Genomic DNA, 23063 nt, shown 5'->3' with positions numbered 1-23063 from the left:
CCGGGTGTGACGGTCTCGGCGGGGCGGACCGGCTGCGGCCGCTGGAACTCCTGCGGATCGTGCAGGGCCGTCGCCGGTGTCCGGCCCCTGTGCGACCAAGGGCGACGGCGTGCGCTGTGCGGTGTGCGCCCCTGTCGGGGTGGATGCGCCCCCTTGGGGTGGTCGGCGCGTCGGCGGGAGGGGAGGGGCGGGCGGGGTGTGAGAATCGGCGGGTTCATGCCCATGACGGGACCACGTCCGAAGGAGTGCGCGATGAGTGGCGGCGGGGTGCGGCCGGAGCTGGGGCAGGTGCCGGAGACGGCGCTGTGGACGCTGTGGCACCGGGCGCTGGAGGCGCGGCGGGCGGACACCGTGCTGCCGGACCCGAAGGCGGTCGAGCTGGTGGACCGGATCGACTACCCGTTCGCGGGGCGGTTCGGCCGGAACGCGTTGGTGAGCCAGCTCCAGGCGCTGCGGGCGGCCTGCTTCGACCGCGAGGTGGCCGACTTCCTGATCCGCTGCCCGCGCGGCACCGTGGTCGGGCTCGGCGGCGGGCTGGAGACCCAGGCCTGGCGGGTGGACAACGGACGGGCGCACTGGCTGTCGGTGGACCTGCCGGAGACGGCCGCGCTACGGCGGCGGCTGCTGCCGCCGGACGAGCGGCACCGGATCGTCGCCCACTCGGCCACCGAACCGGGCTGGATGGACGAGGTGGACCCGGCGAACGGCGTGCTGCTGAGCGCCGAGGGGCTGCTGATGTACCTGCGGCCGCAGGAGGTCCGCGACCTGATCGCGGCCTGCGCCGAGCGCTTCCCCGGCGGGGCCATGGTGCTGGACGCGGTGCCGCGCTGGTTCAGCCGGCGGGCCGTCGAGGGCAAGCTGCGGGACCGGCACTACCAGGCCCCGCCGATGCCGTTCGGGATGGACGCGGACGAGCGCGGCCGGCTGGCCACCGCGCACCCCGGGGTCACCGACCTGCGCGAGGTGTACCCGGAGGGCGGACGCTGGCCCGTGAGCGCCCTGCTGCCGCTCGCGCGCCGGATCAAGCAGCGCCCGTCCGTGGTCGCACTGCGTTTTGCCGAATCTTGAAGAAACGCCGGCCGACCTGGAACCATGGCCTCGGGGCGTACGTCGTAACCACGGGTGATCGGCCGGGGGGACAGGCCGCCCGGCACGTTAGGCTCGCTCTGGGGGAGCGGCCTGGGTGCCGCCATCGGACGAAATGCCGGGACGGGCACGCTGCTCCAGGGGGAGCGCTGCCGGTCCCGTCCTGCCACGGAGGGACTGGCCTTGCACATCGACGCCTGGATCGAGGGGATTCCGCCCACGGCGGTGTACGCCGTGATCGGTCTGATCATCGGCCTGGAATCGCTGGGCATTCCCCTGCCCGGCGAGATCGCCCTGGTCACGGCGTCCCTCATGGCCGTCAAGGGTGTGGTGAGCCCGTGGGGCGTCGCGATCTGTGCGATCGCCGGCGCGATCATCGGCGACTCGATCGGCTACTCGATCGGACGCAAGGGCGGCAAGCCGCTCTTCGAGAAGCTGGGACGCAAGTTCCCCAAGCACTTCGGGCCCTCGCACCTGGCCACCGCCGAGCGCTCGTTCCAGAAGTGGGGCATGTGGGCGGTCTTCTTCGGCCGGTTCATCGCCCTGCTGCGCATCTTCGCCGGTCCGCTGGCGGGCGCGCTGAAGATGCCGTACTGGAAGTTCCTGATCGCCAACGTGCTGGGCGGCATCGTCTGGGCCGGCGGTACGACGCTGCTGATCTACAAGGTCGGCAAGAGCATCGAGCCCTGGCTGTCCCGGTTCTCCTGGGCGGGCCTGGGGGCGGCGCTGGTGATCGGCCTGCTCTCGGCCTGGATCATGAAGCGCCGTGCCGCCAAGACCCACGCCAGGATCGAGGCCGAGGAGGCGGCGGAGGCGGCCAAGGCCGGCGCCGCCGCCGAGTAGCGGGTCGGGTAGCCGGTCGAGGACCGGTCGCTCGTCCGACCGTTCGTCCGGTCGGTCGGTCCTCGGTCGGTCGTCCACAACCGTCGTCGTGGTGCCTTCGGGCCCTCGGAGTAGCATCGGCCGGGTACCTGCCGATCTTGCACTCCGGAGGGCCCGATGTCTTTGCAGCCGACCTGGGACGCCGTGGACGCGTACTTCACCGAGCAGCTGGTCGGGCCCGACGCGGTGCTGGAGCGGGCGACGGCCGCCGCCGACGCGGCCGGGCTGCCGAAGATCGCGGTGGCGCCCAACCAGGGCAAGCTGCTCCACCTGCTGGCACTGACCCAGGGCGCGAAGCGGATCCTGGAGGTCGGTACGCTCGGCGGCTACAGCGCGATCTGGCTGGCCCGGGCGCTGCCCGCGGACGGCACCCTGCTGACCCTGGAGCTGAACCCCCACCACGCCGAGGTCGCCCGGGACAACCTGGCGGCCGCCGGGCTGGCCGGGGTCGCCGAGGTACGGGCGGGCCGGGCGGCCGACTCGCTGGCCGCGCTGGTGGAGCAGGGCGTGGAGCCCTTCGACCTGGTCTTCATCGACGCCGACAAGCCGAGCAACCCGGAGTACTTCCGGCGGGCGCTCCAGCTGACCCGGCCCGGCTCGCTGATCATCGTCGACAACGTGGTGCGCGGCGGCGCGGTCGCCGACCCGGCCAGCACCGACCCGGCGGTGCTCGGCACCCGCGCGCTGCACGAGCTGATCGCGGCCGAGCCGACGGTCACCGCGACCTCGGTGCAGACGGTCGGCAGCAAGGGCTACGACGGCTTCACCCTGGCCCGCGTCCTGGGCTGAAGCCTTGCCGGGGGACCCTCATGGGGGATGCCCGCCAGGAACAGGCGGACACGCGGATACGCGAACACGCGAACACGCGAACACGCGAACACGCGAACACGCGAACACGCGGATACTCGAACACTCGAACACCGGAGAACGGAGACATCGTGCGGATCGGACTGCTGGGAACCGGCCCCTGGGCGGAGCGGGTGCACGCGCCCGTCCTGGCCGAGCACCCCGGGCTGGAGTTCACCGGCGTCTGGGGCCGCCGACCGGAGGCGGCCGAGGCGCTGGGCGCCGGGTACGGCGTGCCGGGGTACGCGGACCTCGACCGGCTGCTGGCCGACGTGGACGCGGTCTCCATCGCGCTGCCCCCGACCGTGCAGGCGGGCCTCGCGGTGCGCGCCGCCGAGGCCGGCTGCCACCTGCTGCTGGACAAGCCGGTCGCGCTGACCGTGCCGGACGCCGAGGCCGTGGCCGTGGCGGTGCGCGAGCACAAGGTCGCCTCGGTGGTCTTCTTCACCGTGCGTTTCGGCGGCGAGCAGATCCCGTGGATCGAGCGGCAGGCGGAGCTCGGCGGCTGGTTCACCGGCCGCTCGGACTGGCTCGGCTCGGTGTTCGCCCCCGGCAGCACCAGCCCGTACGCGGCCTCGCCGTGGCGGGAGGAGAAGGGCGCGCTGTGGGACGTCGGCCCGCACGCGCTGTCCGTGCTGCTGCCGGTGCTGGGCGACGCCACCCGGGTGACGGCGGCGGCCGGCCCGCTGGACACCGTGCACTTGGTGGTGCGGCACGCCGGCGGCGCCTCCAGCACGCTCGCGCTCAGCCTGACCGCGCCGCTCGCCGCGGGCGGGACGGGCATGGAGCTGCGCGGCGAGCACGGCGTGGTGCAGCTGCCCGCGCGGGGCGAGGGCCCGGTCGCGGCGCTGCACCGGGCGCTGGACGCCCTGCAGGCCTCGGCGGCCTCCGGCGAGCCGCACCCCTGCGGGGCCGACTTCGGCCTGCGGGTGGTGGAGATCCTGGCCGCCGCCGAGCGTTCGCTGGCGAGCGGTGCCACGGTGGACGTCTGAGCTTCTGAGCGCCTGAGCGATCGAGTGATCGAGCGAACGGCTGGGCGGTTGGACGGCTGACCGACTGGACGGCTGAGCGCTTGAGACGGCGGGGCCCGGTGCGGAGGAGATCCGCGCCGGGCCCCGCCGCGTCCCGCCCCTCAGGACGGCGGCAGCTGCGGCGGAGCCGAGGAAGGCCGGCGGTCCGGGGGCCGGGCCGGGGGGATGACCGGGGCGTGGAAGTCGCGCGGGCCGGTCCACAGCGCGGGGACGGCGTCGCTGCGGCGGGCCAGCTCGTACGCCAGCGCCTCGTAGTTGACCCGCCAGCCGTGGAAGTGCGCCCAGGCGTCCTCGACCGGGCGCTCGCGCGGGAAGCCGGCCGCGGTGATCATCGCGACCGCGCCCAGGTACTCGGCGTAGGTCAGCCGGATCGGGAGGTCCGGGTCCGGGTCCGGGTCGAAGCCGATCCGCAGCGAGCGGGCGATGTCGCGCATCGCGGTGAAGCCGGCCCGGAGCACCAGCCGGGCCTCGGGCGGGGCCGAGCGCGGGCAGAGCGCCAGGTGCAGGGCGGCGGCGTCCATCACGGCGATCAGCCCGACCACCCAGCTGCGGTTGGGCTGCGGGGAGCGGAAGGAGAGCAGCACCGGGTAGTTGGAGTGGCTCTCGCCGATGTCGGCGGCCAGCCGCTCCCAGTCCCGGTAGAGCTGGGGCAGGGCGGTCTCGGTGTCCACCAGGGACTGGCGGGCCAGCAGCTCGGGGCCCCAGGCGGGCTCGCCGGCCCGGGACTGGAGCAGTGTCACCTCGGTCTCGCGGCGCTGGTAGGCGGCGTAGAGGGTCGGCAGGTAGGAGATCTGCAGGGCGATCACCAGCGGACCGCTGGCGGCGGCCAGGAAGTCGATCGCGGAGAGGTGCAGCCGCTCGCCGCTGGCGAAGCCGAGGGTGAACAGGCTGGACCCGGCCTCGCGCACGGCCACCGACCAGCTGAGTTCGGAAGTGCCGTGCAGCAGCAGGGTGTAGGCGGTCAGCATGCAGCTGAGCCACACCCCGAGCATGCCGAGCAGGACCAGCGGCGCCAGCCAGGTGAGCGCCCGGTCCTGTGCGTGGTACCCGCGGGCCGGTACGGCGGACAGCCGCAGCAGGGTGCGCAGCACCCGCCAGAGCCGCATCACCAGCGCCGAGTAGAGCCCGCGCGGAACGACCAGCGTGCGCAGGATGCTGCCGACGACCAGTAGGAGCAGCAGCGCGCCGAGCGCGGTCTGGATCATCCTCATGGCGCCATTCTGGCGGTAGCCCGGGGGTGCGGCGGACCGGCTTCCGCACGGCCGCCCGCTCCGCCGCCGGGTGCCCGCCCGCCGTCGGCCCGCTCCGCCGCCGGGTGCCCGCCCCGCCGCTGGCCAGCCCCGTCCCAGAGCGCCCGCCCGCCACGCGCCCCACCCGTCACCCGTGTCAGGGGCTCGGAGTATGACCATGATCACACCGCGGCCAGGCCTACGTACTGATGTTCTCATCGCGTCTTGAGTGCGGAGGATCAGTCCCACGAGCGAATCGGAGACCGGACTGTGCGTGCTCAGCAGGACGACGGGCCCGAGGACGAGAAGCCCGGACGCCGCCGGTGGCGCTTACCGCGGCGACGCGGGCCGCTCCAGGAGGCGCGTCCGCTGAAGGGGCGGCGCCCCTCGCTGCGGATCGACTACCCGCGCCGCGGACGGCGCGGGATCCGCCGCTGGCTCCCGTCCTGGCGGCAGCTGCTGCTGGTGGCCGGGACCGGCACGGCGGCGTTGGTCGGCTGGCTGGTCTGGTTCTACGTGAACACCGCGGTCCCGGAGGACCTGAACTCCTTCGCCACCCAGCAGAACAACGTCTACTACTGGGCGGACGGCACCGAGATGGCGCGGATCGGCCCGACCAACCGGCAGGAGGTGCCGCTCGGCCAGGTGCCGGAGCACGTCCAGTGGGCGGTGCTCGCCGCCGAGAACGAGACCTTCTACACCGACCCGGGCATCTCCCTGACCGGCATCGGCCGCGCCGTCTCCCAGATGGTCATGGGCGGTGACACCCAGGGCGGTTCCACCATCACCCAGCAGTACGTCAAGAACATCTACCTGAACCAGCGCCAGGACATCTCCCGCAAACTCAGCGAGATCGTCATCGCGGTCAAGCTGGACGACCGGATGACCAAGCAGGACATCCTGGCCGGCTACCTCAACACCAGCTGGTTCGGGCGCGGCAGTTACGGCATCGAGCGCGCCGCGGCGGCCTACTACGGCAAGGACGTCTCCCAGCTCGACCCGAGCGAAGGCGCCCTGCTGGCAGCCGTGTTGAAGGGCGCCGGGCAGTACGACCCGGCGGTGGGCCCGCAGAACCACGAGCGGGCCGAGGAGCGCTGGTCCTGGATCCTGGACCGGATGGTGAAGGTCGGAAAGCTGTCCGCCGCCGATCGCGCCCGGTACACCGTCTTCCCCGAGCCCAGGCCGCAGCCGAAGTCGGCGGGGCTGAGCGGCCAGATCGGGTACCTGGTGGACATGGCCCGCGCGTACGTGGAGAGCCACAGCGACATCACCCCGGCCCAGTTCGACCTCGGCGGCCACCAGATCCGCACCACCTTCGAGAAGCCGAAGGTCGACGCCCTGGCCGCCGCCGTGCGGGAGGCCACCGCGGGGATCGACCCGGACAACCGGGAGGCCGACAGGTTCCTCAAGGTCGGCGCCGCCTCGGTGGCCCCGGACGGCAGGATCGTCGCGCTGCACGGCGGCCCCGACTACCTGAAACAGGGCTTCAACAACGCCAACACCACCACCGTGCCCATCGGTTCGGCCTTCACCCCGGTGGTGTACGCGGCCGGTCTCGGCGAGGGGGCGCAGCGCCGGCGGGACGGCGACCGCACCCCGGTGACCCCCGCCACCCCCTACAACGGCGACGACGGGGTGAACGTGATGACCCCGGAGGGGCCGTACTGGGGGAGGGACGGGAAGATCGTCAAGACCGTCAACGAGGGCAGGCGGAGCTGGGGCACGATCACCCTGCGGAACGCGGTCGAGCAGTCCGTCAACGGGCCGCTGATGCAGCTCGGCATGGACGTCGGCCTGGACCGGGTGCAGCGGACCGCCACCGAGCTCGGCCTGCTTCCCACCAGCCTGGGCGAACTCGTCCCGGCCCTCGGCGTCGGCAACTCCACCCCCAGCGCCGTCCGCACCGCCGACGCGTACGCCACCTTCGCGGCGGGCGGCCGGCACACCGACCCGTACTCGGTGCTCAAGGTCTCCCGCAACGGCGTCCAGCTGCCCCTGCGCCTGCCGGCCGCCGTCCAGGCGCTGGCCCCGGCGGTCGCGGCCGAGGTGGACGCGGCGCTCAAGGGCTCGGTCCGCGACGGCGCCGCCAAGGCCGCGGCGGACGCGGGCCCGAACCTCGCGGCCAAGCCGGGCACCACCGCGGACCGTACGGCGGGGTGGTTCGTCGGCTACGACGGGCAGTCGTCGACGGCGGTCACCGTGTTCCGCGCGGACCTGAAGGACATGAAGCTGCTCTCCCTGGAAGGCCTCGGCGGCGCCGCTCCGGACGCCTCCGACGCCGCCCTTCCGGCCCGCATCTGGTCCGCCTACATGAAGTCGACGGCCGCCCGGTAGCCCGCTGCGGGGCCCGTGGAGCGGCGGGCTCCGCGGTACCGGGTCGGCGGGCTCCGCGGTATCGGGCGGCGGGCCGCGCGGTACTAGGACTTGTCCGGCCGATCATGTGACTATCACCGGCCTTGGTCGTTAGTTCGGGCATGGGGCGGGGTGATCTCACGGATGCCGAGTGGGAACGGCTGCGGCCGTTCCTGCCGGTCAGCAACAGGCGTTGTGGCCGGTGGCGCGACCATCGGCAGGTGATCGACGGGATTCTGCACCGGGTGCGGACGGGTGTGCACTGGCGTGACCTGCCCGAGCGGTTCGGGCCGTGGAAGACGGTCTACGAGCGCCACCGGCTGTGGTCGGCCGACGGGACGTGGGAGCGTCTGCTCCAGCAGGTCCAGGCGGAAGCGGACGCGGCCGGCGACATCGACTGGGACATCTCCGTCGACTCCACCATCGTGCGGGCCCACCAGCACGCGGCCGGTGCCCGCACCGATCCACCACCGGCCCTGGCCTCAAAGGGGGCTGGGCAGGGCGAACACCAGGACGAGACGCCGTGGCAGAGCCTCGTCGCCCGCCTGGTGGAGGTGGTGCTGGAGGCGAGGGCCTTGGCCGCTCGCGGGGCGGGTTCACCACCAAGGTCCACCTGAGCGCGGACGGCCGCTGCCGCCCCCTTTCCCTGGTCGTCACGCCGGGGCAGCGGGCGGACTGCACCCAGTTCGAGCCCGTGCTGGAGAAGATCCGCATCCCGCGGACCGGGCCGGGCAGGCCCCGCAAGACGCCCGACAGCGTGGCCGCCGACAAGGCCTACAGCAACGGACCCATCCGCGCCTACCTGCGCAGGCGCGGCATCCGGCACACGATCCCGGAGAAGAGCGACAGCCGGGCCGCCCGCCTGCGCAAAGGCTCGCGCGGCGGGCGGCCACCGGGCTTCGACGAGGAGCGGTACAAGAAACGCAACACCGTCGAACGGGCCATCAACAAGCTCAAGCACGCCCGAGCCGTCGCCACCCGATACGACAAACGCGGATACGTCTACCTCGGCACCATCACCGCAGCCGCCCTCGCCATCTGGCTCCGCACATGATCGACCGGACGTGTCCTAGGCTGAAGCGGATGAAGATGACGTTCGGGCTGTTGGGGCCCCTGACGGTCGCCGTGGACTCGGTGCCGCAGACGCTGCCGCGGGCCACCGTGCTGCGTGGGCTCCTGGGCGCGCTGCTGCTCGCGGAGGGGGAGCGGCTGCCTGTCGGGCGGCTGCTGGACCTCGTGTGGGCGGGGCAGGCGGACCGGGTCGGGCGGGGCGCGGTGCACACCGGGATGTCCCGGCTGCGCACCTGGCTCGGACGTTTCGGGGACGAGGCGGTGGCGCTGGAGTCCGACGCGCAGGGCTACCGGCTGGTGACCGGGCCGGACGCGGTGGACCTCGGACGGTTCCGCCGGCTCGCCGCCGACGGGGACCCGGCCGGGGCGATCGGCCTGCGGCGCGGCCCGGTGCTGGCCGGGGTGGAGCGGATCAACCGCGAGGACCCACTGGTGACGTCCGTGGCGGACGAGGTGCGCGCCACCGTCCTGGCCCTGGCCCGGGCCGCACCCGCCGCCGGGATGGCCCGGACCGCCGTTCCCGCCCTGACGGCGCTCGCCGAGGAGCACCCGTTCGACGAGCCCGTGCAGGCCGCCCTGCTGGAGCTGCTGGCGGCGGACGGGCGGGCGGCCGAGGCACTGCGCCGCTTCCAGGCGCTGCGCCGGCGGCTGTCCGAGGAGCTAGGGATCGAGCCGGGCGAGCAGGTGCAGAACGTCTTCCTGGCGCTGCTGGCGCACGACCGGGAGGGCGCCCGCACGGGCCCCGGACCGGCCCGCGTTCCCTCCCAACTCCCCCGGGACCTCCCGGACTTCGCCGGGCGCGACGAACAGGTGCGGATCGTCCTGGACGCCCTGGCGGCCGGCCGGGTGCCGGTGATCGCCGGCATGGGCGGCATCGGCAAGACGGCGCTCGCCGTCCACGCCGCGCACCGCGCCGCCGCGGACTACCCCGACGGCCGGCTGTACGCCGACCTGCGCGGGGCCGACGAGACGCCCGCCGACCCGGCCGGCGTCCTGGCCGCCTTCCTGCGCGCCCTCGGCGCCGACCCCCGGGAGATTCCGGCCTCCCTGGAGGAGCGGTCCGCGCTGTACCGCACCCTGCTCGCCGGCCGCCGTACGCTCGTCCTCCTCGACAACGCCGCCGGGGAGCAGCAGATCGGGCCGCTGCTCCCGGGGACCCCGGGGGACGCGGCCGGTACGGGTGACGCGGTGGGCGCGGGCGACCGCCCCGGGCCCCGCCCGGCCGTCCTGGTCACCAGCCGCGCCGCGCTCACGGCCCTGCCCGGCTCCCGGCTCGTCGACCTGCACGAGCTCGACGCCCCCCACGCCCGGACGCTGCTGCGCCGCATCCTCGGGGACCACCGGGTCGCCGCCGAACCGGTGGCCGCCGCCCAGATCGTCGAACTGTGCGGCGGCATGCCGCTGGCCGTCCGCATCGCCGGGGCCCGGCTGGCCGCCCGGCCGCGCTGGACCCTGGCCCGGCTCGCGCACCTGCTGCGCGACGAACGGCGGCGGCTCGACGAGTTGTCGGCCGGGAACCTGGCCGTACGGGCCGGCTTCGCGGTCGGCTACGCCCGGCTGTCGGAGCCGACCCGCCGGACGTTCCGGCTGCTCGGGCTGCTCGACGCGCCCGACTTCGCACCGTGGGCCGCGGCCGCGCTGGCCGGCATCCCGCCGGAGCAGGCCGAGCGGCAGCTGGAAGAACTGATCGACGCCCAACTGCTGCAGGAGACCGGCACCGAGCCGCACCTGCGCTACCGCTTCCACGACCTGGTCCGGCTGTACGCGCGCGAGCACGCCGAGGCCGCCGACGAGCCGGCGGTACGCGCCGCCGCGCTCGAACGGGCCTTCGGCGCCTGGCTCTGGCTGGCCGAACAGGCCGCCGACCAGGTGCCCGGGCCGTGCTTCGCGCCGATCCACGGCCCCGCGCCGCGCCACCCGATGCCGTCCGGCCTCGCGGCGGCGCTGCTGGACGACCCGATGGCCTGGTTCGACGCCGAGCAGCCGGCCCTGAACGCGAGCGCCCGGCAGGCCGCCGCGCTGCGCATGGTGCCGACGGCCTGGGACCTGGCCGCCTGCCAGGAGAAGTACTGCGACGTGCGCGGCCTGTACGACGAGTGGCGCACCACCCACCTGGCCGTCCTCCAGGCCTGCCGCGCGGCCGGCGACGGCCTGGGCACGGCGGTGCTCACCCGCGGCCTGATCGAGGTGACGACCTGGACCACCCCGGCCGACGGCGCCGGGACGGCCGTCGACCTGGCGGACGGCTCGCAGACGATGGTCGCCCTGGCGGACCGCGCCCGGCAGCTCCAGCACCTGTTCGAGCAGGTGGGCGAACCGCGCGGGACCGCCGACGCCCTCGTGCTGACCGCCTGGAGCCTGGTGGCGCAGGGCCGCGAGCGAGAGGCCCTGGACGCCGGCCGCCGCGCCCTGGACCTCGCCGCCGCCCACGACCACCCGGGCGGCGAGGCCCGGGCCCACCAGATCATCGCCATCGCCTACGGGGAGACGGACCTCGACCGCACGATCGAGCACCTCACCGAGACGCTGCGGCTGGCGCGGCTGATCGGCAACACCCGCTTCGAGGCGACCGCGATCCAGTTCCTGGGAGCCGCCCACGGCCGGGCCGGCCAGGTGGAGCGCGGCGGCGAACTGCTGCTCCGCTCGCTCGCCATGGCCCGCTCCCTCAAGGACCGCTACGTGGAGGCGTTCTCGCTGCTCTACCTGGCCATGCTGTACGCGGCCACCGGCGACGGCCGGGCCCGCGGGACTGCCGAGGCCGCGCTGGCCATCGCCCGCCGCTTCGACCTGGGACACCACCTCGCCCAGGCGCTCGGCATCCTCGGGGAGCTGGACCTGGCGGCGGGGGACCACGCCTCGGCGGTCGCGCACCTGGAGGAGTCGGTCCTGGTGTGGCGTGCCCGCGGCTGGCGCTCCTTCCTCGCGGAGGCGCTGCGCGCGCTCGGCCGGGCGTACGGGGCGGCCGGGCTGCCCGAGTCGGCGGCGCGGGTGCTGGCGGAGGCGCGGGAGCTGAGCGACATCCGGTAGCGGACGGGGGCGCCGGCGGTCCCACCGTCTTACGCCCTTACCGCTCTACCGCCCCGTCTTACCGCCTTACCGTCGTCGTACCGGTCGCCGGCCAATCGGTAAGCATTCGGTAAGACGCCCCTGCCTAGGATCGATCCCCACGGCACAGGACAGGCACACGAACCAGGCCCCAGGCCCGGTCGACGCGCCCGTCCGGTACCCGCCGCACGAGCAGCCGGTCGGGTCCGCGCAGGGGACGGACCCGGCCGGAGGCGCGTCCAGCGGCCCCGCGAACGCGGGCCGGATCCGGATCCGACGGATCGACGGGCAGGATGACCCGGTTCTTCGGGCCGGTGTCCAGCAGTGAGGCCCCGCCGTCCCGGCGTCAGGTGATGTGCCGCAGCAGCGCGGCGACCGCCGGCGGTGCCTCGCCGGGCGGCCGGACCACCATGACCTTCCAGTGCGGTGCGTGCCGCTCGAAGCGGTACCGGGGGAGATCGGGGAAGCGGTCCGCGATCGACCTGGGCATGATGCAGACGCCCAGGTCGTTGCGGACCAGCTCGGCCGCCGCGACGATGTCGTTCACCTCGAAGGTCGTGCTGCGGTCGACGCCCGCGGCCCGGAAGGCCCGGTCGACCGCGTCGCGGATCGCCCAGCCGGGGGTGAAGTCCACCATGGACAGCCGGGCGACGTCGGCGAGTCGCACCTCGCCCTCCGGGGTCGTCCCGGCGAGCACCCGCCGGGGCGCCGCCAGCAGCACCATGTCCTCGCGGGACAGCAGCCTGGTGGTGAGCCCGCGCTGCTGCCGGCGGTCGAGCGCCACCACGGCCAGGTCCACCGTGCCGTCGCGCAGTGACTGCCGGATGTCGGCGACGGCGGCCTGGCGCAGCCGCACGACCACGCCCGGGTGCTCGGCGCGCAGGGTGGCGAGCGCGTGGTGGAGTCCGGCCCAGACCCCTTGCATGGTGCCGACCGTCACCCGGCCGCACAGCTTCCCCCGTACGGCGTTGACCGCTTCGCGGGTGTGCTCGGCGGCGCGCAGGGTCGCCCGCGCGGCGGGGACGAACGCCTCGCCGGCCGGGGTGAGGGCGACGCGGTGGGTGGTGCGGTCGAACAGCGGGGTGCCCAGTTCGCGTTCGAGGGCGCGGACCGTACTGGAGACCGAGGACTGGACCACGTGCAGCCGCCGGGCCGCCGCCGTGAAGCCGCCGGTGTCCGCCACCGCGACCACGACCTCCATCTGCCGCAGGTCCATCGTCCACTCCTGGTCGGGCCGCGTTCCGTCCGGTCCGGAGGCGGCGCGCTGTCGGTCGTCACCGCATCGTAGGCGGTGGGCGGGCGGCGCCGGCCCGGCCCCCGGCGGGGGGACGGACCGGCGGTCGCGACGGGATCAGGCCTTCGCCGTGCCGGCGCCCGCGTCCGCCTCCGGCCGGCGTTCGGTGGTCCAGTAGAGGAGGGCGAGGAGCGGCAGGGCGGTGCCGAGGACGGTGACGCCGGTCCAGCCCCAGGAGTGGTAGAGGACGGAGCCGAGTTCGGATCCGGCTGCTCCGCCGACGAAGAACATGGCGATGAAGGCGCTGTTCAGGCGGGCCCGGGCGGCCGGGTCGAGCTGGTAGACGGTGTGCTGGCCGAGGATCAGGGTGGCCTGGACGGCCATGTCGACGAGGACGGCGGCGAGGGCGAGCAGGACGACGCTGCGCCCGCCGAAGCCGGCGAGGGCGAAGGCCGCGGCGGCGACCGTGAAGGCGATGCCGGTCGCGGGGCGGACGAGCCCGCGGTCGGCCCAGTGTCCGGCGAACGGGGCGACGGCCGCGCCGGCGGCGCCGACCAGGGCGAACAGGCCGACTCCGACGGGGGAGTAGTGGAAGCCGGGGCCGGTCAGGACGAAGGAGACGGTCGTCCAGAAGGCGCTGAAGGCACCGAACATGGCCGCCTGGTAGAGGCCGCGGCGCAGCAGGGCGGGGTGGGTGCGCACCAGGCGGGCGGTGGAGCGCAGGACGTGGTGGTAGGGGATGGTGGTGGTCGGGGCGTGGGCGGGCAGGGCGATGCGCAGCGCTATGCCGAGGAGGGCCATCAGGACGGCGGAGCCGAGGAAGACGGTGCGCCAGCCGGCGAGGTCGGAGACCAGGCTGCTCAGGGTGCGGGAGAGCAGGATGCCGGTGAGCAGGCCGCTCATCACCCGGCCGACGATGCGGCCGCGGGCGTGGTCGGGGGCGAGGCTCGCGGCGAAGGGGACGAGGACCTGGGCGACGACGGAGGTGGCGCCGCTGATCAGGGAGGCGACGAGCAGCATGGGGAAGCTGGTGGCGAGCCCGGCCGCGACGAGGGCGAGGGTGGTGACCGTCAGCAGGGCGGTGATCAGGTTGCGCTTCTCCAGCCGGTCGCCGAGCGGGACGAGGAAGAGCATGCCGATCACGTAGCCGACCTGGGTGAGGGTGATCAGGGCCCCGGTGGTGGCGGTGCTGGTGTGGAAGACCGCGCTCAGCGAGGACAGCAGGGGCTGGGCGTAGTACAGGTTGGCGACCGTCATGCCGGAGGCGACGGCGAAGAGCGCGATCAGCCAGCCCGGCACGCCGTGCGGGGCGGCAGCCGGGGCGGCGGTCGTGGTCGCGCCTGCGGTCGTGGTCGAGCTTGCGCCTGCGGTCGCGGTTTCGCGCTGGCGCGCGGCGGTCGGGAGATCCGGCGATGCGGACATGTGCACCTACTCGTGGCAGCGGGCCGGGGATTCCGGCGGGGGCGGGGCGGACGGCAGCCTCCTCGCTGCCGTCCCGCAGGTACGAGCGTTGATCCGCCCCCGCTGCTTCCTCACTTGAGGAGATGCTTCGGAATGTCAGTCATCTCGTTCGGAGATGACCGTGGGGGCCGAGGTCCCAGGGGCCAGGGTCCAGGGCCCAGGTCCCTGCGGGGCCGCCGCGTCACTTGACCAGGCGGGACCAGTCGGCCGGCTGGGCGGGGTCGAGCTGGCGCAGCTTGTCGAGGACCTTCGGGTCCTGGGCGTCCAGCCAGTCGGCGACCTGACGGAAGGAGACGCAGCGGACGCCGTCGCGCTTGCAGACGTTCTTCATCACGTCCTCGACGGCCTGCATGTAGATGCCGCCGTTCCAGGACTCGAAGTGGTTGCCGATGAAGAGCGGGGCGCGGCTGCCGTTGTAGACGCGTTCGAAGCCGGCGAGGTAGCTGTCCCGGGTCTCCTTCTCCCAGGTGTCGTACTTCTTGGGGTCGCCGTTGGTGGTGTTCCCGGACTGGTTGGCCAGGAAGTTGAAGTCCATCGAGAGGCTCTGGGTCGACTTGCCGGAGTAGGGGAGCATCTGCAGCGGGAAGTTCCAGATGCCCTCCTTCTTGACGGGCCAGACCTGGAACTCGCCCGGGGAGCTGGCGTCGTAGCGGAAGCCGGCCGCCTTCTCGGCCGCCAGCAGGTTCTTCTGGCCCTCCAGGCAGGGGGCGCGGCCGCCGACCAGTTCCCTGGTGTAGTCGAAGGGGAGCGGGGGGAGGTCCTTGAGACCGGTGTTGGTCTTCCAGTTGGTGACGAAGGAGACCGACTGGTCGAGCTCGCTCTTCCACTCCTCGGTGCTCCAGTCGCCGCCGCCCTTGGGGCCGCAGAAGTGCCCGTTGAAGTGGGTGCCGATCTCGTTGCCGTCCAGCCAGGCCAGGCGCAGCTGCTCCAGGGTGTCCTTGATGTGGGGGTCGGTGGCGAAGTCGATGGAGGCTTCGCCGGCCTTGTGCTGCGGCGGCTGGTAGAGCGTGCTCCTGGACTTGGGGAGGGTGTAGAGGCCGGTCAGGAAGAAGGTCATCTGGGCGTTGTTCTCCACGCCGAGCTTGCGGAAGCGGGAGAACAGGCGCTCGTCGCCCTCCAGGGCGCCGTCCCAGGAGAAGACGACGAACTGCGGCGGTTTCTCGCCCGGCTTGAGCCGCTCGGGCACGGGTTGCTTGGGCTGTGGGCCGGTGTCGGAGGTGGAGCCGTCGCCGAGGACCTTGACCTGGCCGTCCCAGGTGGGCGTGGGAGCGGGCGGCGGTGGCGGCGCGGGGGCCTCCGTCGTGGTGCTCGCGGCGGGGGTGGAAGGCGTGGTGCCGGTGGCGGCGGAGGAGGGTCTGCTCTGCGTGCCGGAGCATCCCGTCGCGAGGGCGGAGGCCCCGAGGACCCCCATTGCCAGCAGGATGGCCGAGCTGCGAGCAGTCCGCACCGGACCCCATTTCTCTGATCTTCGATCAGACGGCGTTCTGAAGACGATCGATGGATGTGATCATCAGAACACTTTTGATCGACCTCTGTCGAGGCGGGTCCGGCACGGTTGCGGAGGGTACGGGGGAGGAAGCAACTGCCCTACGTCACAAGGCGGATGCTCCGCCGGAACCGCGCCGGCGTGACGGTCCAGGACGCGCTGGAGGGCGGCGCGGAGCACCGGTCGGTGGTCGGGTTCGAGGACGGAGGTCTCGTCGTCCAGTTCGGCGACATCCGTCCCCAGGGGGGCGCGCCGCACAGCTTTCCGGCCAAGTTCGTGGCATGGCCACGGCGCTCCGTACCCAATCGTTCCGGTCCCGGCTAGGGTCGCATCAGCCCCATGAACCTCCGTGGACCTTCCCGATTGGACTGGTGTGCCATGAACAGGACGTACTACCGCCCGCTGGACCGTCCGGCGACCACGACCCGCCGGAGTCGGCTCGCCTCCGCTGCAGGAGCCGCCGCGGTGCTCGCCTGCGTCGTCACCGGCATCGCCGTCGGCGCCGCCGGTGCCGCGACCGCCGCTCCCGGCTCGGTCCCCGCGCCCGCCATCACCATCTACGGCGTGGCCGGGGCCACGCAGCCCGCCGAACCCCGCTGAGCCGGGGGCGGCCCCCTCGACGGAGCGGCCCCCTCGACTCACACGTGGCAGCGGACGTTGACCAGCAGGGTGTCGCCGGGAAGGCCGATGAGGTAGGCCAGTAGATCCTGGTGCCTGCCGGCGACCTCCGGCTCGTGGTCGCACGTGGCCCGGCCCCGGCAGGCCCCGTGCAGCGGCTCCTCGTCACCGTCGCACCACCATCCGCCGAGGGTGAGCACACCGCGCGGCGGCAGCAGGCTGAACGCGTAGGCCAGCGTGAACTCCTCGCGGCTGCGCTCGCCGATGCCGACCGGGTCCCAGTCGAAGGTGAAGTGGTCGCCGAGGTCGCGCCGTTCGAGGGCCGGCGCGACCTCGGCCCAGGCGCGTAGGGCCGGCTGCGCCCGGTAGGCGACAGCCTCCCGCGAGCCCGGGTAGGACGCCCGGGTTCCACCGTCAGCGAGGTGGCGCCCGTAGAACACGGACTCGCCGTGCGCGACGGGGTGTTCGGCGGCCACCTCCCGCCAGCGGTCCCACACCAGGCCGGTGTGTTCGGCGGCCTCCGTCCGCTGCCGGTCGCGGAAGTCGATCAGCTCGCGCGGTCCACCCGCGCACAGGCCGGGTTCCGCTCCGTCCGGCGTCCCGTCGGGGAACGGTCGCCCGGCGACCAGGCGCGGGTCGTCCTCGTGGCCGGGCAGGACGGGCAGCCCTCCGCCGCCGGTGATCCGGTAGCTGTCCCACACATCCCGCTCCACGGCGCCCGCGCCGTCCGACGCGAAGGGCCGCATCGCCTCCGCGACCGCCTCGTCCACCCTGGTCGCGTCCGCACCGGGCAGGCACACGATGATCCTCATTCCAGCCACCCCGGCAGGGTAGGGGATGGTCCGCGGATCCCTCGGTGGAAAAGGATCTTCCCGCCCGGATCGATCCCGTCAACCTGCACGCGTGAACGGACCAGGCCGGTACCGGTGGCGCACCGGACTCCGAGGCCACCGCCGTGCTCGTCGAGCGGTTCCGGGTACGGCATGGATGTGCGGTCTTGAGCGACCTTGAGCGGCATCGACATGGTGGCATTGACAGCGGACGCCCGCGGCTGAATGCTAAGCAAGCGCTTAGTCAACGAGACCCCGCCTGGAGGAGCCGCCCGATGGCCGAGACCCCCGCCGACCCGCCCGGCCTGGACCTGGCCCGACTCCGGTCCCACCTGGAGCGCGAGCTGCCCGGCACCCTCCAGGGGGCCCTGCGGGCCGACCTCATCGAGGGGGGCCGCTCCAACCTCACGTACGTCCTGGGCGACGGCGTCTCCCGCTGGGTGCTGCGCCGGCCCCCGCTCGGGCACGTCCTCGCCACCGCCCACGACATGAGCCGCGAGTACCGGGTGATGACCGCGCTGCGCGACACCGGCGTCCCCGTTCCCCGTACGCTCCTGCTCGACCAGGGCGAGGACGTGCTCGGCGCGCCCTGGTACCTCATGGAGTACGTCCCCGGCACCGCCCACCGGGACGCCGCCCCGCTCGCCGCCCTCGGCGAGCAGCGGGTGCACGCGCTCGGATACAGGCTGGTCGACACCCTCGCCACCCTGCACCGGATCGACCCCGCCGCCGTCGGCCTCGCCGACTTCGGGCACCCGGACGGCTACCTGGAGCGCCAGCTGCGCCGCTGGGCCAAGCAGCTCGCCGCCTCCCGCAGCCGCGACCTGCCGGACCTGGACCGGCTGGGCGACCTCCTCGGCCGGCGGCTGCCGGCCTCACCCGCGCCCGCCCTGGTGCACGGCGACTACCGCCTGGACAACGTGCTGGTCGACGCGGACGACGACATCGCCGCCGTCCTGGACTGGGAGATGTCCACCCTCGGCGACCCGCTCACCGACGTCGGCCTCCTGGTGATGTACACCGAACTCGCGGGCGTCGGCGGCGGCATCATCCCCTCCGCCATGACGGCCCCCGGCTTCCCCGGGCCGGACGAGATCGTCTCCCGCTACGCCGACGCGACCGGCCGCCGGGCGGAGGACCTCGACTGGTACGTCGCCTTCGCCTCCTTCAAGCTCGCCGCCGTCGCCGAGGGCATCCACTTCCGCTTCCAGCAGGGCCGCACCCTGGGCGCCGGCTTCGAGCGCGCCGGCGAGATGGCCCCGATCCTCGCCCGGCACGGGCTGGGCACTCTCAAGGCCTGATCACCCCTCAACGCCTGAGCTCCCGAAGCCCGCGCACCCTCAAGGAGAACCGAACACCGATGGACTTCGCCTACGACGCCCGGACGAACGAACTCCGCGAGCAGCTGCTCGCCTTCATGGACGAGCACGTGTACCCCGCCGAGCCCGTCCTCGCCGCCCAACTCGCCGACCGGGACCGCGAACCCTGGGCCGTCCCCCCGGTCGTCGCCGACCTCCAGGCCGAGGCCCGCAAGCAGAACCTCTGGAACCTCTTCCTGCCCGGCGAGCTCGGCGCCGGACTCACCAACCTCCAGTACGCCCCGCTCGCCGAAATCACCGGCCGCAGCATCCAGTTGGCGCCGCCCGCGCTCAACTGCGCGGCGCCCGACACCGGCAACATGGAACTGCTCGCCCAGTTCGGCAGCGCCGAACAGCGCGAGCGCTGGCTGCGCCCGCTCCTCGACGGCGGGATCCGCTCCGCCTTCGCGATGACCGAGCCCGAGGTCGCCTCCTCGGACGCCACCAACATCGCCACCCGCATCGAACGGGACGGCGACGAGTACGTGGTCAACGGCCGCAAGTGGTACATCACCGGCGCGATGAACCCCGACTGCCGGATCCTCATCGTGATGGGCAAGACCGACCCGGCCGCCGAGCCGCACCGCCAGCAGAGCATGGTGCTCGTCCCGCGCGACACCCCGGGCGTGACGGTGAAGCGCGGCATGACGGTCTTCGGCTACGACGACGCCGACCACGGCGGCCACGCCGAGGTGCTGTTCGAGGACGTCCGCGTCCCGGTGGAGAACCTGATCGGCGAGGAGGGGACGGGCTTCGCCATCGCCCAGGCCCGGCTCGGCCCCGGCCGGATCCACCACTGCATGCGCGCCATCGGCATCGCCGAGCGGGCGCTGGAGCTGATGTGCCGCCGGGCCGGCGAGCGGGTGGCGTTCGGGAGGCCGCTGGCCGAGCAGGGCGTGGTGCAGGACTGGATCGCCGAGTCCCGGGTGCGGATCGAGCAGTTGCGGCTGCTGGTGCTGAAGACCGCCTGGCTGATGGACACCGTCGGCAACCGGGGTGCGCACACCGAGATCCAGGCGATCAAGATCGCCACCCCGCGCACCGTCGAGTGGATCCTCGACAAGGCCGTCCAGGCCCACGGCGCCGCCGGCGTCAGCCAGGACACCCCGCTCGCCCAGCTCTGGGCCGGCAACCGCACCCTGCGGCTGGCCGACGGCCCGGACGAGGTGCACAAGCGCTCCCTGGCTCGCCGGGAGCTGCGGAAGTACCGCCAGTGACCTGATCCGGAGATCCGGCGTCGGCCGGGTGCGAGCCGTCCTGGTTCGAAGCTCCCGCCGTCACCCGTCACCGATGCCCGGCGGGAGGTGCTCCGGTCCTGGGCCCGTCGCCGCTCGACGGCCCAGATCGTCTTGGAGTGCGCCGGGGCCACTCGATCATGGCTGTGTCCCGACGGCTCGGCATCGCGCGGGACACGGTCCGCACCGGCAGCGCCGGAACTGAGGCAGGCGTCGGGACCCTGGACGCCAAGGCCCACAGGGGCGGCATCCGGCGCAACGCCGACGTCGTCAACGCGCTGTGGCCGCGCTGGCTCGCGTTCAACCTCCTCGCCCCGACCTACGAGCTGACGGCGTGGATTGCCACCGCCCTGGACCCGGCGATCGCGCTGATGGCTGACGGCCACCACGCCAAGGCCGACCCGCGGCGCGTCCTGTCCAATCCGCGCTTCGCCTGCCTGGAGGCCCTGGTGATCGGTGAGGGCGAGATGCGGGTCGCTGCCCTGCTCGGGGACGGCCACCGGCGCCGCGAGCTGCCGAAGGTGATGTGATGCGACTGCCTGCTCGGCACCACCGCCGGCGGCGTCCAGCTCTTTGGCGACACCACCCGCTGGCTCGTCCCGGACATCGACTCCCTCGCCGTCGCCGCCGCTTCCTCGCTCAGGACCCGTACCGGACCGTCGACGGCCGCATCGAGGCCAAACTGGTGTGCTCGCGCGACTGCCCTACGAGTGCGGTTTCTGCGGAGCAGCCGCCTCCATGAATCCCGAGGTCAGCATCCGCACCCCCGAGAACATCGTCGCCGAGATGCACCGGCTCGACGCCGACTTCGGCTGGACAGCCTTCCGAGCGGTGGACGATCTCTTCCTCGGCGCCCGCCGCGTCATCCACCCAGCCCTGGACGCCTTCGCCGCCGAGCGCGTCGGCGAAAGGTCCGTGCGGGACGCCACCGGCCGCCAGCAGGCTTAAGAGCGGGAGAAGGCCGGCCAGAGCCGGAAGGACAGCGGTCACTTCTTCACCCGGCCAGACGGCCACCCGATCGAACCCGTAACCCTCACCCGACACTTCAAAGCGCTCCTCCGCCGAGCGGGACTCCGGCAGATCCGATTTCACGACCTCCCCCACGCGACCGCGACGCTTCTCCTGGAGCAGGGCGTCGAAGTCGTCGTGATCAAGGAACTCCTCGGCCACGCCCACATCGGCGTCACCGCCACCGTGTACGCCCACGTCGGCTCCGCCTCCAGCGCGACGCCATCGACCTTCTCAGCCGCAAGCTCGGCAGGCATTCCGAAGCCGCCACCGAGCCCGGCGACGATGACGATCCGACGGTTTGTGCGGCACCCGTGCGCTGACGTTGCCGTCAACTACTGCCGTCAAGACGCCATGAGCCCTTGGAATCGCCCAGGGGCTTCACGCACGTTCGATCTCAGTCTAAGGGCTGTCCCGTAATTGATCTTTGCGTCGCTCGGGACAGGATCAGCCGACCTCTTGTCGGGCTCGGCTATGCGGCCTGGAGGAGGTTGTGGAGGCGGGCGATGCCGAGCATGGCGTGGTGGACGCCGTCGCCTCTGAGAAGGTGTTGGGTAATTGATCAACTGCATGGCGTGATGCACTGGCGGTGGTCTTCGTGGGCGACGGGCCCGCGAAGATCTCCGCCGTGTGTGTCTGTTCCTGCAAGCCTTCCTATGACTCGTCGTTGACGGACGCTCAGTGGGCGGTGATCGAGCCGCTGCTACCCGGGCGGGATCCGCGCCGGGGCGGCCGTCCGTTGAAGTTCTCTCGTCGGCTCGTTGTGGACAGTGTCTTGTACGTGCTGGTCACAGGCTGTGCGTGGCGGCTGCTGCCCCACGATCTCGCGCCATGGGATGCGGCCTACCGGTGGTTCCGTGCCTGGACGGCGGACGGGACCTGGGATCGGGTCCACGATGCGCTGCGCGAACGGCTCCGGGTGGCGGACGGCCGCGATCCGCAGCCGTCGGCGGCGGTGCTGGACTCACAGTCCGTGCGCAGTCACCAGGGCGGCGAGGCCATCGGCTACGACGCGGGCAAGCGTGTCCGGGGCCGCAAGCGGCACCTGCTGGTGGACACCTGCGGCCTCGTGCTGCGGGCGGTCGTGCACTCGGCCTCGGTGCAGGAACGCGCCGGGGCCAAGCTGGTCCTGGCCGGTGTCCGCGACGCGTTTCCGCACGTCGGACTGGTATGGGTGGACGGTGGCTACGTCAACGCGATTGACGCGGGACTCGTCGGCTGGGCGGCCGAGCGGGAGAACCTGGAGATCGTCGCGGTGCCCCGGAACGCCGATGTGAAAGGCTTCCAGGTGCTGCCCCGCAGGTGGGTGGTCGAGCGGACATTCTCCTGGCTGGGACGGTGCAGACGGTTGGCACGGGACTACGAGCGCAAGACCGCGCACGCCGAAGCGATGATCAAGGTCGCAATGATCCGCCTCATGGCCGCCCGCCTCGCCGGCGAGACGATCGAACCCCACGGCCCCATCGAGACCGAAGCAGCCCGCCGCCTCGCCGACGACCTCAAGAGCGAGTAATCACGCAGTTACCCAACACTTTCTGAGAGCGGCCGGACGGTCGTGGCACATCTCCTCGGGGTTACGGGACAGCCCTTAGGGAAATCCTGGGGATCAGCCTTCGCTAAGAAGGCCGATAGCTTCGGGAAGCTCCAGAATTGCCCTCTTGCGCTCCGGATTATCCTCAAGCTCGGCACACTGAAGCATCAAGGAAGCGACCTCCCGACGCCCCTCTTCCGAGAGGCCTCCGAAGAGGGCAGCAGCGGGCTCAAGAATATCCGTGGCGACATCAGGGTTGATATCGTCGTCGTCGGTCAGGTCGATCGATACCCCAACGCTTGCAAATGCTTGCGCCAGGACCTGGTTGACATTCATCAGGGCACCATCCTCACTCGAATGTTGGTGAGCAGGAGGCTTCGGAGAACCCTCCGCGCTCGCACTGCCTCAGCTTCGGTGGGAACCTCCCACCGTCCCGCGTAGCCGTTCTTCCCAAGCGCAAGAGACTGGTTCATAGCCTACCGGTAGGTCTTGTTGAAGGTCGTTACGCTGACCTTCCGATCAATCATTACGCCGCTTGTTGCATCAAACCAGTCGAACTTGATATCCGACAGCTTGCTCGCGCCAGCCTTGTAGTACTGCAGCGCCGCCGCCCAGCCTGCCCTGGAAGCTGTAGCCACAGCATTGTAAGTACGAGCAGTGGGGCTCATGCCGGCATTCTCATTGACCCAATTAACATCGCCATCAGGTTGCGAACCAGACCGGCGTGACCCCCGCCAGAAGATAGCTCTTTTGGAATTGC

The 23063-nt window shown here is 72.6% G+C and carries 18 protein-coding genes and 2 pseudogenes; 13 read left to right on the top strand and 7 right to left on the bottom strand.

All coding sequences use genetic code 11. From position 1 onward, the window contains the following. The first annotated feature begins 252 nt into the window (after positions 1-252). The 4 genes from ACZ5GH_RS02130 to ACZ5GH_RS02115 all read left to right on the top strand — a co-directional run bounded on the left by ACZ5GH_RS02130 (position 253) and on the right by ACZ5GH_RS02115 (position 3806). Positions 253-1068: a class I SAM-dependent methyltransferase gene (locus ACZ5GH_RS02130; protein ID WP_464333221.1), complete on the top strand. Its 816-nt coding sequence runs from the start codon at positions 253-255 to the stop codon at positions 1066-1068. A gap of 201 nt (positions 1069-1269) precedes the next feature. After that, complete coding sequence (locus ACZ5GH_RS02125; RefSeq protein ID WP_464333220.1) at positions 1270-1929, top strand: DedA family protein; 660 nt, start codon at positions 1270-1272, stop codon at positions 1927-1929. 156 nt (positions 1930-2085) lie between these two features. After that, positions 2086-2757, top strand: a complete 672-nt coding sequence (locus ACZ5GH_RS02120; protein WP_464333219.1) for an O-methyltransferase — start codon at positions 2086-2088, stop codon at positions 2755-2757. A 149-nt stretch (positions 2758-2906) separates the two neighbouring features. Further along, a complete protein-coding gene (locus ACZ5GH_RS02115) occupies positions 2907-3806 on the top strand; it encodes a Gfo/Idh/MocA family protein (protein WP_387747879.1) in 900 nt (299 codons plus the stop codon). A gap of 140 nt (positions 3807-3946) precedes the next feature. Here the strand turns inward: ACZ5GH_RS02115 and ACZ5GH_RS02110 are convergent, their stop codons facing one another. Then, positions 3947-5056 (bottom strand): hypothetical protein, encoded by a 1110-nt coding sequence (locus tag ACZ5GH_RS02110; RefSeq protein WP_464333218.1) that lies wholly within the window; start codon positions 5054-5056, stop codon positions 3947-3949. Between the two features lie 288 nt (positions 5057-5344). On the opposite strand from ACZ5GH_RS02110, the gene ACZ5GH_RS02105 reads away from it, so the two are divergent. The 3 genes and pseudogenes from ACZ5GH_RS02105 to ACZ5GH_RS02095 all read left to right on the top strand — a co-directional run bounded on the left by ACZ5GH_RS02105 (position 5345) and on the right by ACZ5GH_RS02095 (position 11524). After that, positions 5345-7408, top strand: coding sequence for a transglycosylase domain-containing protein (locus ACZ5GH_RS02105; RefSeq protein ID WP_464333217.1), 2064 nt, complete (start codon positions 5345-5347; stop codon positions 7406-7408). Positions 7409-7548: 140 nt separating this feature from the next. Beyond that, a pseudogene (locus tag ACZ5GH_RS02100) lies at positions 7549-8480 on the top strand (IS5 family transposase). 29 nt (positions 8481-8509) lie between these two features. After that, the gene (locus ACZ5GH_RS02095; protein ID WP_464333216.1) at positions 8510-11524 is read left to right on the top strand and encodes an ATP-binding protein; all 3015 of its coding nucleotides are present in this window, start codon (positions 8510-8512) and stop codon (positions 11522-11524) included. 364 nt (positions 11525-11888) lie between these two features. Here ACZ5GH_RS02095 and ACZ5GH_RS02090 read toward each other — a convergent pair whose 3' ends face one another. The 3 genes from ACZ5GH_RS02090 to ACZ5GH_RS02080 form a co-directional block, all read right to left on the bottom strand. After that, the gene (locus ACZ5GH_RS02090; protein ID WP_464333215.1) at positions 11889-12758 is read right to left on the bottom strand and encodes a LysR family transcriptional regulator; all 870 of its coding nucleotides are present in this window, start codon (positions 12756-12758) and stop codon (positions 11889-11891) included. Between the two features lie 135 nt (positions 12759-12893). Then, entirely contained in the window at positions 12894-14075 is a 1182-nt protein-coding gene (locus tag ACZ5GH_RS02085; RefSeq protein ID WP_464336782.1) for an MFS transporter, read from the bottom strand. Between the two features lie 343 nt (positions 14076-14418). Beyond that, a complete protein-coding gene (locus tag ACZ5GH_RS02080; protein ID WP_464333214.1) occupies positions 14419-15648 on the bottom strand; it encodes a polysaccharide deacetylase family protein in 1230 nt (409 codons plus the stop codon). Positions 15649-16101: 453 nt separating this feature from the next. Between ACZ5GH_RS02080 and ACZ5GH_RS02075 the strand changes: the two genes are divergently transcribed. Next, on the top strand, positions 16102-16323 hold the full coding sequence (locus ACZ5GH_RS02075) for a hypothetical protein (RefSeq protein WP_387747890.1): 222 nt from the start codon (positions 16102-16104) through the stop codon (positions 16321-16323). 38 nt (positions 16324-16361) lie between these two features. On the opposite strand, the gene ACZ5GH_RS02070 is transcribed toward ACZ5GH_RS02075, so the two are convergent. Beyond that, positions 16362-17153, bottom strand: coding sequence for a hypothetical protein (locus tag ACZ5GH_RS02070; RefSeq protein WP_387747892.1), 792 nt, complete (start codon positions 17151-17153; stop codon positions 16362-16364). Between the two features lie 293 nt (positions 17154-17446). Between ACZ5GH_RS02070 and ACZ5GH_RS02065 the strand changes: the two genes are divergently transcribed. The 5 genes and pseudogenes from ACZ5GH_RS02065 to ACZ5GH_RS02045 all read left to right on the top strand — a co-directional run bounded on the left by ACZ5GH_RS02065 (position 17447) and on the right by ACZ5GH_RS02045 (position 22285). Further along, the gene (locus ACZ5GH_RS02065) at positions 17447-18472 is read left to right on the top strand and encodes a phosphotransferase family protein (protein WP_464333213.1); all 1026 of its coding nucleotides are present in this window, start codon (positions 17447-17449) and stop codon (positions 18470-18472) included. 59 nt (positions 18473-18531) lie between these two features. Then, entirely contained in the window at positions 18532-19746 is a 1215-nt protein-coding gene (locus ACZ5GH_RS02060) for an acyl-CoA dehydrogenase family protein (protein ID WP_387747896.1), read from the top strand. 158 nt (positions 19747-19904) lie between these two features. Then, positions 19905-20294, top strand: coding sequence for a hypothetical protein (locus tag ACZ5GH_RS02055; RefSeq protein WP_464333212.1), 390 nt, complete (start codon positions 19905-19907; stop codon positions 20292-20294). Between the two features lie 418 nt (positions 20295-20712). Further along, positions 20713-21095 (top strand): annotated as a pseudogene (locus ACZ5GH_RS02050) (tyrosine-type recombinase/integrase); the annotation flags it as partial. Positions 21096-21400: 305 nt separating this feature from the next. After that, a complete protein-coding gene (locus ACZ5GH_RS02045) occupies positions 21401-22285 on the top strand; it encodes an IS5 family transposase (protein WP_464336781.1) in 885 nt (294 codons plus the stop codon). Between the two features lie 93 nt (positions 22286-22378). On the opposite strand, the gene ACZ5GH_RS02040 is transcribed toward ACZ5GH_RS02045, so the two are convergent. Together ACZ5GH_RS02040 and ACZ5GH_RS02035 are read right to left on the bottom strand one after the other, a co-directional pair. Further along, complete coding sequence (locus ACZ5GH_RS02040; protein WP_464333211.1) at positions 22379-22639, bottom strand: hypothetical protein; 261 nt, start codon at positions 22637-22639, stop codon at positions 22379-22381. 140 nt (positions 22640-22779) lie between these two features. After that, a complete protein-coding gene (locus ACZ5GH_RS02035) occupies positions 22780-22971 on the bottom strand; it encodes a hypothetical protein (protein ID WP_464333210.1) in 192 nt (63 codons plus the stop codon). Between the last annotated feature and the right edge of the window lie 92 nt (positions 22972-23063).

The sequence above is a fragment of the Kitasatospora sp. Xyl93 genome, from assembly GCF_055383135.1.
Note: the sequence above shows the minus strand (reverse complement) of the source record. Positions and strands in the feature narration are given on the sequence as shown.